This is a genomic window from Rhizobium grahamii CCGE 502, from assembly GCF_000298315.2.
Classification (GTDB): Bacteria; Pseudomonadota; Alphaproteobacteria; order Rhizobiales; family Rhizobiaceae; genus Rhizobium; species Rhizobium grahamii.
In genome coordinates, this window is record NZ_AEYE02000022.1 from 154,738 (window position 1) to 167,766 (window position 13,029).

Below are 13,029 nucleotides of genomic sequence, written 5' to 3' on the forward strand. Positions count from 1 at the left end.
GTCAGGCTCGGCTGGCTCCATCGATTAATAGGGGTCCCGAACGGCCCCCCATTGCTTTGGTCAGGCCCTTAGCGGCTGCTAGAACGAGCGGACCTACGGCCTCGATCTTGTTATCCGGCAGACGGACGGCCGGTCCCGAAACGGAAATTCCTGCGACAGCTTCGCCATATTCGTCGAAAATCGGCGCCGCCACACAGCGCATGCCAAGCGTATGCTCCTCGTCATCGATCGACCAACCACGCATTCGAATTTCGGAAATATCTGCTAGCAGTAAGGACAAGCTGTCGCGGGTCTTGTCGGTGAAGCGTTCCAGCGAGCGGCCGGAAAGCAGGGCCTCGATACGATTGTCCGGCCATGTCGAAAGGATCGCCTTGCCGATTCCGGATGCGTGGATCGGCCCACGCCGACCGGGACGAAAAAAGGCACGCATTGGTGCGTGACTTTCCACCTGCGAAATGAAAACGACGTCGCCGTCCTCTTCGATGGCGATATTTGCGGTCTCACCGCACGCGCCCATCAATTGCTTCAGAAACGGCCGGCTGATCGTGCCGAGCTTGCGAAAGCGCATGTAGGCCGTTCCTATCTCGAAGGCTTTCACGCCTACCGTCCAGGCGCCGGTTTCGCCGTCATGGGCGACCATGCCATGTTTTGCGAGTGAATTGAGAAGCCTGTGCACAGTGGAGGTTGCCATCCCGGACCGCTCGGCGAGTTCACTTAGGACCGCACCATCTCCCTCAGCCACGAGTTCCAGAAGTCTCAGGCTGCGGTCGAGTACCTGGACCGATGACGAGGTTGCGTCCTTCAAAGGCTTCCGGCCGGGCCTTCCTCTCGTCTTTTCCCTGTCCTCAACCATGCCGCAATCCTCCTGCAACCGCCGATGTCGGACGTTCAATAAATCATTCTCGATCTTTTGGAATACAGTGAAGACGTCGAACTGAGAATTGCCCCGCAGCTATCGAAATCCTGCCCTTTGTTGATGAAGAGCCAATGTCGAGGACGAGCGCAAGTCCGAGCGGACCTTTAACAGCCATCTATCGGGAGGGCTGAACCTCCTGGGCCTGAGGCCATCGGCCTTGGCCGGTCTCATATGGACGGGTAGATTCCCTTGCAATAGCTCACCGTTCGCATAATTTTGAGTTATAGAGGAGGTGCTTATAACTCATGTCCTGAAATTGGCGACCGCGCCGCCTGGACGAGCTTGCAAACAGTTCTAAAGGCAGTAGTGTTCATCAGAGATGCACTGGTTATCAATGATTGCGAGGTCGAATGTTTCCCCTCGTATCCGTACTATATTTCTAGCCAATCGTTGTGTAGCGCAAACTGACTGGCGAAAATACTCTTGCAAACGCGCGGGCCAATGCGTTTTCTGATGACCGTTGGCGAGATCTTCGGTCTCGACAGTCTAGCTGCTGCGTCGCCATCGGCCGGAGGCCCGGCGTTTTAAAGGTGCTAACTGGAACGATTAGGCCGTTTGACGATTTCTCCCCTGCACTTAATTTGCCAAGAAGGAGAAAAATCATGAAATCGCTGGCTGAAATCTTCGAGCATACGCTGCAGGATGTCTATTTCGCTGAAAACGCCATCACAAAGGCGCTACCAAAGGTCGCCAAGGCAGCGAAAAGCCCGGAGCTGAAAAAGGCGGCTGAGGACCACCTGTCGGAAACTAAAGACCAAATTAAAAAGCTGGAGCAGGTCTTCAAGTCGATCGGCAAAACGGCATCTGGCGAAAAATGCGACGCCATTGAAGGGCTTATCAAGGAGGCAGATGGTTTGATGAAAGAGGCTGAAGGGACTGCGTTGGACGTAGGCCTGCTTGCCGCTTGCCAAGCTGTCGAGCACTATGAGATCGCCCGCTATGGCTCGTTGCGGGAGTGGGCCAAGGACCTCGGCCATGATGAGGCGCACAAGCTCCTGAGCGAGATCCTCGACCAGGAGAAAGCGACAAACAACAAACTCACCAACCTGGCTGTAACGTCGGTTAATAAAACCATGGCCCGTTCAAAGGCGGCATGACGAAACGAGGGCGGCCCTGACCGCCCTTGTTCATTTTACATCTCGTCTTACTGGCACCGGGTAACTTGCCCCCGTGCCTGTGACTGGCGTCGGGTTATTCCCCCTGATTGACTTGAATATTGCTCGATGACGCTTATATCTAGCTTATCGAAATTTGCTTTTTGAGCTTTGCTTTGCGTTTTACCGCAGCTGGCGAACCTTTTCTTTCAGACATCGATCATTGACTGCCGACGGCTCGCGTTGGGCAGCGACTAATCGCGCGATTGAAAGGTAATCGTCATGGCCACTGGTATTGTAAAATTCTTCAATGCGACAAAAGGCTTCGGATTCATCCAGCCAACGGATGGCTCGAAAGACGTCTTCGTTCACATAACAGCGATTGAACGCTCGGGGATGAGCTTCCTGTCGGAAGGTCAGAAACTGAGCTTCGACGTTGTAGAAGATGGACGTTCGGGCAAGAGCTCGGCTGAAAATCTCCAGGTTGCGTAATCGGACCTCGGTCTTTGACCACGGATGTACTGGCATTGACCGAATTGTCTCAGAGGTCCGGGGCGAACCCAGACCTTTTATTTTCAGGAGCAATTTAAATGAAGAAGACGAATGCTGAACAGCAAATCCAGCGGGCAATACGCCAGGTGAAGAACACCAGCGGCGGCGGCCATCTTGGCGGCACAAACTTTGGACAGGCGTACGATGCCAAGACATCGTCTGCGAAAGGTAAAGCAGATAGCAGTCGCCGAAGCACCCGAAAGTCTTGATCCTCAGCTTGACCTCTTCAGTCATCTCTTGTCCGGAGCAATGGTGGGGACCGATAGTCCTTACCAAAGGCTCGTGAGGAGGCGCGGCGTTTTTTTACACTGTGCCAGTAAGGCCTTTGTCGGAGACACGGTGTGGCGTTGTCTATTCCGCCCGCCGGTCCTGACTAACGCTTTGCGATCAAATGCAAATACCCCACGGAGGAAGAAAATGACGGCCACCAGACCAGACTTCCTCAAGCCCGCTAAACGGTCGGCCGATGCAAAGGTCGCTCAGACGAACGCAACTGCCAGGACTATTCTGGATGCCGAAGCTACTGCGCGGCACAAGAAAACCCGAGACCCGAGGGCACTCCGACTAGCCCAACCATCCTTGGCCCAGCCACCCGTCGAGACTCCAAGGAAGAAGAGCATTCGCAAGTAAAGTTTCATGGACGCAAGTCGACGGCAATGTGGTTACCGGATAAATTTAGACGGGGTGTGGAGCAAAACACTTAGACTTACGCCGTTAGCGTGCCTTGAGTCCCCGGGTTCGGCCCGCCGCGCCTCCTTAAATAGGGCCAGCCACGCCGCACCAACGCGCTGCTTTGTTCGTCGTCGTCGACCTCGTCTCCCGGACTTCGTTGATCTGGAGGGTGGGTTCGAGGTATTTTAAGTACCGACCGCAGGTGAGCGATCGAGCGCTTCCACGATTCATGCGGATTTCGCGAACCGCCCATCTGAGGACGATGTCGAGCTATCAGCGATCAGCAACCCATCGATCTAAGTCAGTAGCATTCCCCCATCGACATGAAGCTCGATCCCATTGACAAAGCTTCCTGCATCGGAGGCGAGGAAGAGTGCGGCGCGCGCCAACTCTTCTGGCTGGCCGAGGCGCCCTGCAGGAATCAGCGAGGCCATGTGGTCTTCAAATGCCGGCCGCTGGGAATCCAAGGTCCCCAGCCAAGCATCTTTGAGCGATTTTTCAATCCAAATTGGCGACTATCTCCCGCACGGAAAAGTGGCGTCTTCTCAATAACTTGGACGATCTCGGCCGCAGATCCTTGGGCCATCTGTCCTGTTCGAAGGCGGCTCGGCAAATTGGCTGGGGACCCGCAAGCAACCCGCTACAATACGTCCCACCGTAGCCAATGTCTCCTCTTGGCGCGAGGCGGAAGGCCGCATTCGGCCCGAAGCGGCCGTTGGAGGAAAGCGTCCCGTCACACGGCCTCGCCCCGAAGCCGGACGACATCCTTCGAGGGTGGTAGCCCGAACTGCCTTGCGTATTCCCGGCTGAACTGGTTCGGGCTTTCATAGCCAACGCCGAAGGCGACCGACGTCGCCGTTCCTTCTCCGGCCATCAAAAGCCTGCGCGCGTGCAGCAGGCGGACCTGTTTCTGGTATTGGATCGGGCTGAGCGCCGTGATTGCCTTGAAGTGTCGATGGAACGCTGAGACGCTCAGAGCCGCCATCTCCGCGAGAGCCTCGACCCTCAGGGGCTTGGCAAAGTTTTCTCGAATCCATTGGATCGCAATGCCGATCCGCGACAGCGCTGCATCTGGCGCGGCAATGTCCCGCAGCATCCAGCCCAGCGGGCCCTGCAGCACCCTGAAGAGGATCTCACGTTCGTAAGCAGGTGCAAGCACGGCGACTTCGTCCGGGCGCTCCATCAGCCGGAGTATCCGCACCCAGGCGTCGAGGAATTCCTCGTTGACCGGCGCAACCGAGAAGCCCGAGCCGAACAGCTTGCTGCAGACCTGCACGGGCAGATCGCTGATGAGGGCGGCGACAGTTGGCGGGTGGAGCGTCAGGCTTACCGCCAGGTAGGGTTCTCCCGACACCGAAGGGTGCACCGACCCCACCGCCGGAAGGTCGACCGACATGACGAAATACGTCGCCGGGTCGTAGGCGAATGTCCGTTCGCCGACCGTCATCGTCTTCGAGCCAGTCAGGATCAGGTTGATCATCGGCTCGTAGACGGCCGAAAGCCGATGCGCCGGGATCTCGCCCTGGACTATCGCAACGCGTGGAATTCCCGTTTCCGTGCGGCGGTTTTCCGCCGAAGAGGCCAGGTCACGCAGTTCCTGAAGTTGCTTTTCCATGGAGATGACCGTGACAGGTCAGGACCGCCTCCGCAACAGGGCAGCAGAAATAGGCAAGTTTCAGAGAGGAATAGGTGAGCGGGCGAGACGGCGCAGACCTAGCTTCAGGGCACAGCAAACAGGCAAGGAAACAGCCATGAAGATCGTCATCGTCACCGGAGGAAGCCGGGGTCTTGGAGCCAGCACAGCCATCGAATGCGCCCGCAGAGGAATGGGCGTCGTCGTGACCTACAACAGCAACCCTGCCAAAGCGGACGATGTCGTGAAGACGATCATGGAGATCGGCGGTCAGGCCGTTGCCCTAAAACTCGACGTCGGCGACATCGGCGCGTTTCCGGCGTTTCGTGACGCTGTTGCCTTGGGCCTGCAGTCCGTCTTCGGCCGGGGCGACTTCGACTATCTCGTCAACAATGCCGGATACGGCCTTTTCAATCCGATCGCGACCGTTACGGAAGAACAGTTCGATGGGCTGTTCAACGTCCATCTCAAGGGGCCGTTCTTCCTTACCCAGATCCTGCTGCCGCTGATGGGCGACGGCGGCCAGATCATCAACATTACCAGCGCGACCACGCGCGTGGCGACTGCAGGCGTCGCGCCCTATGCCTCCTTCAAGGGTGGTCTGGAAAGTCCTGACCCGCTACATGGCCAAGGAGTTCGGCGAGCGGGGCATCCGGGCGAACTCGATCGCGCCCGGCGCAATCCGCACCGAACTCGGCGGCGGCCTGAATGACGAGTTCGAGGCCATGCTTGCAGGCCCGACCGCGCTCGGCCGCGTTGGCGAGCCTGAAGAGATCGGCGGCGTCGTCGCTAGCCTTCTGTCCTGCGAGCACCGCTGGATCAACGCCCAGAACATTGAGGTCGCGGGCGGCTACATCATCTGAACGAAGGAGAGCGATATGCTCGATCATGTCTTCATTTCCGTCAGCGACATCGATCGCTCGATCGCCTTCTACGAGGCGGCGCTGGCCCGACTCGGCATCGTTCACGCCCACGACTACGAAGGCAAGAACGGCCCTCCCGGTCATCCGGATCTGAAGGGGTTCGGCGCGAACGGCCGGGTATTCTTCTGGCTCCGCGACGGCGTGGCCGAAGGCCGCGCGGCCCATGTCGGCTTCGTCGCCGATGGCACCTCCCAGGTCGACGCCGCTTTCGCCGCCGCCATGATGGCAGGCGCCTCGGAAATTCATCCGCCGGGAGCACAGCTCCACTACGACCCTCGTTATTACGCCGCCCAGGTTCGCGACCCGGACGGCTACAGCCTCGAATTCGTCTACAAGGAATGGCAGCACTGACATGACCAAACTGATGGTCTACGGCGCGACCGGCAATACCGGCCGCATGGCAGCGGAGCATGCGAAAGCGGCCGGTACGCCCTTCGTTCTCGCCGGCCGGAACGAAGCGACCCTTTCGACGCTTTCTGCGGAACTCGGCGTCGAATACCGCGTCTTTGGTCTCGACGATGCTGCAGCGATCGATACCTCCCTAGTCAGCATCTCCGTCCTCCTGAACTGCGCCGGTCCGTTTATGCGCACGGCCGATGCCCTGATGACGGCGTCGATCCGCAACGGTGTGCACTATCTCGACACCGCCGCCGAACTCGACAGCTATCGTCTGGCCGAGACTTTGGACGACAGAGCGAAGGCTGCAGGTGTCATGCTCATGCCGGGCGGTGGTGGCAGCGTCGCCATGCTCGGTAGCCTCGCGGGACATGCGCTGTCGCGTGTGAACGACCCTCGCAAGATCAGGATCGCGCTGCATGTGGCGGGCGGGCTGTCACGCGGATCGGCGATCAGCGCCATGGAGAACGTCACCGTCGAGACCCTGGCGCGGGTGGACGGCGAGCTTGTCGCCATTGCCGCCGATGGCATTCTCAAGTTCGATTTCGGCGAGGGCGCGGTCGACTGCTTCCCGGTGACGCTGCCCGATCTCATCACTATCTGGCGGGCGACGGGCGTTCCCGATGTCGAGACCTTCGTGCATGTCACCGGCAATGGCTTCCCGCAGGGCGATCTTTCGACGCTCCCGGACGGGCCGAGTGAAGAGGAGAGGCTGGCGAACCGCTACCAGGCGTCCGTCGAAGTCACCGCCGCGGACGGCAAGGTCACCCGTTCCATCCTCGATACGGTCAACGGCTACACGTTCACGGCGATGGCGGCAGCCGCGGCTGGCCGGCGCGTCCTGGAGGGCGAAGTCCGTCCCGGTTTCCAGACGCCGTCGGCGCTGTTCGGAAACGGCTTCGCACAAACCGTCGCCGACACGACTATCATCGACGCCTGACGAAGCCGGCACTATGCAGAAGCTCGTTGAATCCTTCATCGCGACCGCCAATGCCTTCGACGTGGAAGGGGCACTGTCCCTCTTCGCAACCGACGCCGTCATCGAAGACGTCTCGGTCGGCGACGCCTTCATTGGCCACACTGGTGTCCGCCAATACCTCGAGCGGTTCTTTGTCGGCTACAGCACCAGCAGCAAGCTGCTGTCTGTCGTGGAGGTGGACGACCTTCATTCTGACGTCCGGCTCGATTTCACCGGCGATTTCGGACACGAGATCGGCATCCTGAAGATCACAATCAATTCCATCGGCCTGATCGAGCGCATCGACGCCGATCTCGAATAACAGACCCCAACAGTCCTATCGAACCAGAAATATCGGCGGCCAGCGCGCCGATGCCGGGGACGGTCTGCATTCCGCAGGCCTCCGGAACGACAAGGAGCACGTTCATGACCACATCGGAATCGCTTGCACAGGACGCCGTGGACCGGCTCGCCGTCGTCGAGGCTCTCTATCGCTTCGCGGCCGGCATCGATCTTCGCGACAACAATCTCCTCACCTCATCGTTGGCGGAGAATGCTGTCTCTGACTTCCGACCGGCTGCTGCCAAGGCCGGCTTCGAGTATCCAGTCATCGAGGGCCGAGATGTCATAGTCTCGGCGCTGACAGCATCACTCTCCACCTTGGACACCACGCATTCCGTCAGCAATCCGCGGGTAACGATCGATGGCGACACTGCACGTATGGATGTTCTGGTCGAGGCGCAGCACGTTCCCCGCAGCGATCCCTCGCGTTACTACCTGATGAAGAACCGCTACGACGTCGAGCTGAAGAGGAGCGGCGACATCTGGGTCATTACCCGCAACACGGTCGACAATATCTGGCGCTCCGGTGACATCGTAGTTCTTTCCGGAATCTAGCCTCTATTTTGTGTACTCAAGGAGGGCGGCGACGAGACATTGTCTCCGCCTTAGTAGCTTATGGCGGCGGGTAGCGCGATGTCTGCTTTGGCGCAAAGCGGCCATCCCCGGCGATGCAACCTTCTTCGCGAAAGCGGAAATTATTGCCGCTCTCGCGCCCCGTTGACTGATGCCCAAAGCCAGGGCACAAAGGTGGCATCCACGGTCGCTCGCGGCAGGAAAAAATAAGGAAATCAAGGCATATTTCGCTAAGTCGTTGAAATTATGTGAGAAACCAGGTTCTCCAGGCAAGCCGTTTTAATCCTACTTTTCGCTGCAAATTGGCAACCTCCTCCCCCACGAAAAAGCGACGTCTTCCCAAAGGCTTGCACGATCTATGTTCCAAATTTTTCGGCAATCGGCCGGGCCCGAAGACGGCTAGGGGAATTAGCTGGGGACCCGCGGGCAATGACCGCAACGGGGCCGAGACCGAAATGGCAATTTTCAGGCGTCGACGACGCATAAGCGGACGAGAGCTCGAAAACCATCCTTTTGCGCTCGTCACACACGCATATTGTCTGTCACCGTCTGAGGTAATGGAAAGGTTCTGCGGTTGGTGGACAATTTCCGATATCGTGAGGGTGTTAAGTTGTGGTGGCGGAGAAAGACGCGGTTGAAATTTGACAGATTGCGATAGCCGACCTCGAAGCAGATGTCCGTGATCGGCATAGAGGTATCGGTCAATAGCTGGCCCGCCTTCCAGATACGAAGCTTGTTGACGTGGTCGGTGAAGCTGTGACCGCTGTTTTTCTTGAAGAATCGCGAGAAAGCACTGTCGCTCATGCCGACCATGCGAGCCATGTCCGGCAACCTTATGTCCTCCGACAGATTGGCAAAGATATAAGCGAAGACCTGTTGCAGGGCCTCGAGCGACCCATAGCTCAGGTCCGGCACATAAGCCTCTGAAGACAGCGTATCGTACTCGTCCGTATCGCGCAGCAGCGAGAGCAATGACAGGAAGGTCGAAAGCCGCACCGAGCCGGTCTGGAACTCCATGCCGAGTATCAGCGCCTCCGCCTGTTCCCGCGCCCGGCCCTTGAAGGAGAGCCCCCGTTGCGCCCGGGCGAGAAAGTCTCGCAGCCCCGCGAGTTCCGGCAGGAAAGCCGAAGCTTGCTCCAACTTGGCAGGTAAAAACTGGATAACAATGTCGCGTCCCGGGATGCGCTCGTCCGGTCCGAGCGGTGTCACCCAGTCGTGCGGCAGGTTGCTGCCGATGACGGAAATATGGCCTGGCGTAAACGCACCGACATGATCGCCTGCGAGCAGGACGCCACTGGCATTGGGAATGTAATGGATCTCTACTTCCGGGTGGAAATTCCAGACGTTGCGTTCCCAGGGGTAGTCGTCGCGGCGCCACAGGAAGGACTCGTCGGCACCGGTCAACACATATTCAAATCTCGCGACCGTCGGCGAAATAACTGACATTTGCAGAAACCCTTCCGTTCTTCCCAAGCATGTTCGTTGCGTGGCAATCAATATTAGATTGTGCAACGCACACAAGATTTCATGGATATTTTCGGCATTTCGCGCATGAGAGTATCAGTATCGCGCAACGACCGCGCTTGTGTCCACCCCTTCTTTCCTCAACTATTGAGGTCTGTTGAGCGTGTCGGAGGAGAGTTTAACACGCACAACCGGACCGATTTTGCGATCCAAATGGAGGAGAACCATGAACAGTTTCGTCAAAGCCGTAGGCGTCGGCTTCATCTCGCTTGGGCTTTGGAGCTCAACCGCTCTTGCGCAGGATTCCTGGTGGAAGACTGCAGCTCAGCCCTATCAGGGCGCGACCATCCGGGGCATCTCTGAATCGACCCCCGCATCCAAATATGTCGAGCAGGTGCTTGGCCCGAAATTTACGGAAGAGACCGGTATCAAGGTCGAATTCGAGGCAACATCCTGGGACCAGATGTACGACAAGGCGATCAAGGACATGGAAGCCAATACCGGCATCTATGACTTCGTCTATATCGAGCAGGATATCGTCTATACGTATCTGGCCCGCAACTTCCTGGTCGATATTACCAAGTCGCTCGCGGATAACACTAAGATCGCTTCGCCGGACTTCAAGCCGGAGAATTTCACCACATTCTTGAACTACTTCAAGGATCCGAAGTCGGGTGATGTCATGGGCGTGCCCATGGAAGCCTTCATCAAGCCCTACCTCTACCGCAAGGACCTTTTCGACGATCCGGCGATCCAGAAAGCCTACAAGGATTCCACGGGTGCGGATCTGAAGCCTGCGACGACGCATGAAGAGTATACCCAGATCGCCAAGTTCTTCGCCGAATACGGCGCGGACAAGGAGCTCTGGGGAACCACCGTACAGGCCGCGTCGAGCCATCCCGCCTCCTTCTATGAATTCTTCGAGTCGGTCGCGCCGACCTTCGGCGTCTACAACTGGGGCATCGACGGCACGACCTTCGCGGCCACCGAAGCCAACGGCGGCCAGATGAACTCGGCCGCTGCGAAGAAGGCGCTTAACTACTGGGTCGACCTGCTGAAATACGCACCGCCGGAATCGACGTCGTCGACCTGGGACGAAGTTGCCGGGACATTTGCCGCCGGCCGCGCAGTCCAGGGTCTCGTCTACGGTGAAAACGCTGCCTGGATCGCGACCGACGCACACAAATCGACCGTTGTCGGCAAGGTGGGCGTGGCATTGCCTCCGGTCGAGCCGGGCGTCATGGAAGCAGCCAAATCCGGCAAGGGATATATCGGCTACTACGATGGCGGCGCGTTCGGCATCCCGCATTCGTCCAAGAACAAGGACGCGGCGCTGCTCTTCCTGCAGTATATCGGGCAGCCTTCCGTGCAGACCGACTGGGCGCTGGCCGGCTCCCGCATCGTCATGAACTCGACCTACGACGATCCCAAGATCGTCGATCAGGACAAGAAGATGAACGGCTACTACACGCTGATGCGTGAAGACGGAAAGCTGTTCGCCGGAGCGCCGCCCTTCCCGTTCCACTCGCAGGTTCTGCAGGTCGTCGCGCCGTTCATCTACAAGGCGATCGTTGGCGAGATCAAACCGGACGATGCGCTGGACCAGGCCGCTACAGCAGCCGAAGCCGAGCTCGTGAAACTCGGCTACCGCAAGTAAAAAACCGTACCTCCCGGCGGTTGGCGGTCACCTTTCAAACAAGGTGGCCGCCCCGTTTCCCGACTGCGTTTTGCGGGGTCTGCCCGCGACGTTGAAGTCGGGCGAACAAGACTCAATCACGATCTGACGGAGCGCAGGATGAGACAATCCAACATCGGATGGCTGTTTTTAGCACCAGCCACGCTAATCCTGTTCGTTGTCGGGTTCATACCCTTCATCTACATTCTCTATGTCGGCTTCTTCGACTGGAACACCAACGCAGTCGATCCCACGCTGCGCTGGGCCGGCCTCCAGAATTACCGAAGCCTCGTTTTCGACGCGACATTCCTGAACTCGCTGGCGCGCACGCTGGTCTTCGCCTTCTTCGTGGTTGTGAGCGAACTGCTGCTTGGCTATGTCCTGGCCCGCGCGCTGATGGCAGACCGTTTGTGGGGCCGGCAGTTCTTTCGCACAATCCACACCCTGCCGATCGTTGTCGCGCCCATCGCGGTCGGCGCCACCTGGCGGCTGCTGTGCGTTCCCGGCTTCGGCATCGTGCCCTATTACCTGAAACTGTGGTTCGGCATCGATTACAACATCTCGACCAACGCCTATCACGCCTTCGCCACCGCGATCATCATGGACCTGTGGCACTGGACGCCGTTCGTCACGCTGTCGCTCATGGCGGGGCTGACCGCCTTGCCGAAAGAACCGCTCGAACAGGCACAGATCGATGGCGGCAACAAGCTGCAGATATTCTGGTACGTGATCGTGCCGATGTTGAAGCCCGTGCTGCTGACAACCGTCTTCATCCGGCTGATGGATGCGTTGCGCTCGGTCGACGAAATCTGGATGCTGACCAAGGGCGGCCCGGCCGAGGCGACCCGGTTCATCGGCCTTCATATCTGGATCAACGTCTTTCCGAAGACGGACTACGGCTACGGCGCGGCCATGTCCCTTCTCACGCTTTACGTCACAATCGTTTTGAGCTGGCTGCTGTTCGTCGCCATGACCGGCCGCAAGGGAGGCGCACAATGAGACGCTCCGGTATAACCTCGTTCGTCCTTTGGGTATGTCTGACCATTCTGACGCTGCTTCCGGTCTGGTGGATGCTGGTCGTTTCGATGCGCCCCCGCGTGAAGCTCTATTCGAAGTCGTTCCTCATCGACGATCTCTACTGGGACAATTTCCTGGCCGTGCTGAACAGCTCGACCTTCCTGCAATATCTCTGGAATTCGCTGGTCGTGGCGACATCGAACGCAGCGCTTGTGTGCGCGCTCGGCCTGCTCGCGGCGTTCGGGCTGTCGCGCTACAAGATCAGCGGTGGTGACAACGTGTTTTTCTGGCTGATCACCAACCGCATGGCGCCGCCGGCCGTGTTTCTGCTGCCGCTCTTCCTGCTATTCACCAAGTGGTTCGTCTTCGGCGATTTCATGCTGTTCGACACGAAGATCGGCCTGATCCTGCTCTATTGCGTCTTCAACCTTCCCTTCGCCATCTGGCTCCTGAAGGGCATGCTGGACGGGATTCCGCTGGAGCTCGATGAAGCGGCGCGGGTGGATGGTGCGACGACGGGGCAGGTGCTGTCCCATGTCGTCCTGCCGCTGGCGCGGCCGGGATTGGCCGTCACCTTCATCCTGACCTGGATTTTCGCCTGGAACGAGTACCTGTTCGCAGCGACCCTCACGTCTTCGGCTGGCGCCAGGACCGTGACGACAGCGCTCGCCGAATATGTCTCCGTCACCGGAACGAACTGGGGCGAGATGGCGGCAATGGCGTTCCTCACCACGCTTCCGGCCCTGGTCGTGCTCGGCTTCGTCCAGAAGCACATCGTGACCGGCCTCACCTTCGGTGCATTGAAAGGGTAAGA

Annotated in this window: 13 protein-coding genes and 2 pseudogenes; 11 read left to right on the forward strand and 4 right to left on the reverse strand. The window is 58.5% G+C overall.

The genetic code is table 11. The features are described from left to right. Position 1: 1 nt before the first annotated feature. Positions 2-853, reverse strand: a complete 852-nt coding sequence (gene bhcR / locus RGCCGE502_RS18910; RefSeq protein WP_016555790.1) for an HTH-type transcriptional regulator BhcR — start codon at positions 851-853, stop codon at positions 2-4. Between the two features lie 665 nt (positions 854-1,518). Here bhcR and RGCCGE502_RS18915 point away from each other — a divergent pair. The 3 genes from RGCCGE502_RS18915 to RGCCGE502_RS37385 all read left to right on the forward strand — a co-directional run bounded on the left by RGCCGE502_RS18915 (position 1,519) and on the right by RGCCGE502_RS37385 (position 2,771). Then, the gene (locus tag RGCCGE502_RS18915) at positions 1,519-2,013 is read left to right on the forward strand and encodes a YciE/YciF ferroxidase family protein (protein ID WP_016555791.1); all 495 of its coding nucleotides are present in this window, start codon (positions 1,519-1,521) and stop codon (positions 2,011-2,013) included. Between the two features lie 279 nt (positions 2,014-2,292). Next, on the forward strand, positions 2,293-2,502 hold the full coding sequence (locus RGCCGE502_RS18920; RefSeq protein WP_016555792.1) for a cold-shock protein: 210 nt from the start codon (positions 2,293-2,295) through the stop codon (positions 2,500-2,502). A 98-nt stretch (positions 2,503-2,600) separates the two neighbouring features. Then, positions 2,601-2,771, forward strand: a complete 171-nt coding sequence (locus RGCCGE502_RS37385) for a hypothetical protein (protein ID WP_016555793.1) — start codon at positions 2,601-2,603, stop codon at positions 2,769-2,771. A gap of 759 nt (positions 2,772-3,530) precedes the next feature. On the opposite strand, the pseudogene RGCCGE502_RS35490 reads toward RGCCGE502_RS37385, so the two are convergent. Then, positions 3,531-3,692, reverse strand: a pseudogene (locus RGCCGE502_RS35490) (SDR family oxidoreductase); the annotation flags it as partial. A 275-nt stretch (positions 3,693-3,967) separates the two neighbouring features. Next, positions 3,968-4,849: an AraC family transcriptional regulator gene (locus RGCCGE502_RS18930; RefSeq protein ID WP_016555796.1), complete on the reverse strand. Its 882-nt coding sequence runs from the start codon at positions 4,847-4,849 to the stop codon at positions 3,968-3,970. A 136-nt stretch (positions 4,850-4,985) separates the two neighbouring features. On the opposite strand from RGCCGE502_RS18930, the pseudogene RGCCGE502_RS18935 reads away from it, so the two are divergent. The 5 genes and pseudogenes from RGCCGE502_RS18935 to RGCCGE502_RS18955 all read left to right on the forward strand — a co-directional run bounded on the left by RGCCGE502_RS18935 (position 4,986) and on the right by RGCCGE502_RS18955 (position 8,041). Next, a pseudogene (locus RGCCGE502_RS18935) lies at positions 4,986-5,730 on the forward strand (SDR family NAD(P)-dependent oxidoreductase). 15 nt (positions 5,731-5,745) lie between these two features. Beyond that, positions 5,746-6,141, forward strand: coding sequence for a VOC family protein (locus RGCCGE502_RS18940; protein WP_016555797.1), 396 nt, complete (start codon positions 5,746-5,748; stop codon positions 6,139-6,141). A 1-nt stretch (position 6,142) separates the two neighbouring features. Then, positions 6,143-7,126: a saccharopine dehydrogenase family protein gene (locus tag RGCCGE502_RS18945; protein WP_016555798.1), complete on the forward strand. Its 984-nt coding sequence runs from the start codon at positions 6,143-6,145 to the stop codon at positions 7,124-7,126. Positions 7,127-7,139: 13 nt separating this feature from the next. Continuing rightward, positions 7,140-7,466 (forward strand): nuclear transport factor 2 family protein, encoded by a 327-nt coding sequence (locus tag RGCCGE502_RS18950; RefSeq protein ID WP_016555799.1) that lies wholly within the window; start codon positions 7,140-7,142, stop codon positions 7,464-7,466. Between the two features lie 104 nt (positions 7,467-7,570). Next, positions 7,571-8,041, forward strand: coding sequence for a nuclear transport factor 2 family protein (locus RGCCGE502_RS18955; protein ID WP_016555800.1), 471 nt, complete (start codon positions 7,571-7,573; stop codon positions 8,039-8,041). Between the two features lie 540 nt (positions 8,042-8,581). Here RGCCGE502_RS18955 and RGCCGE502_RS18960 read toward each other — a convergent pair. Further along, positions 8,582-9,505: a helix-turn-helix domain-containing protein gene (locus RGCCGE502_RS18960; RefSeq protein WP_016555801.1), complete on the reverse strand. Its 924-nt coding sequence runs from the start codon at positions 9,503-9,505 to the stop codon at positions 8,582-8,584. A gap of 244 nt (positions 9,506-9,749) precedes the next feature. Between RGCCGE502_RS18960 and RGCCGE502_RS18965 the strand changes: the two genes are divergently transcribed. The 3 genes from RGCCGE502_RS18965 (at position 9,750) to RGCCGE502_RS18975 (ending at position 13,027) form a co-directional block, all read left to right on the forward strand. Next, the gene (locus RGCCGE502_RS18965) at positions 9,750-11,180 is read left to right on the forward strand and encodes an extracellular solute-binding protein (RefSeq protein ID WP_016555802.1); all 1,431 of its coding nucleotides are present in this window, start codon (positions 9,750-9,752) and stop codon (positions 11,178-11,180) included. A gap of 138 nt (positions 11,181-11,318) precedes the next feature. Further along, the gene (locus RGCCGE502_RS18970; RefSeq protein ID WP_016555803.1) at positions 11,319-12,197 is read left to right on the forward strand and encodes a carbohydrate ABC transporter permease; all 879 of its coding nucleotides are present in this window, start codon (positions 11,319-11,321) and stop codon (positions 12,195-12,197) included. Further along, positions 12,194-13,027, forward strand: coding sequence for a carbohydrate ABC transporter permease (locus tag RGCCGE502_RS18975; protein WP_016555804.1), 834 nt, complete (start codon positions 12,194-12,196; stop codon positions 13,025-13,027). Before RGCCGE502_RS18970 ends, RGCCGE502_RS18975 begins: the two co-directional genes overlap by 4 nt. Positions 13,028-13,029: the final 2 nt, after the last annotated feature.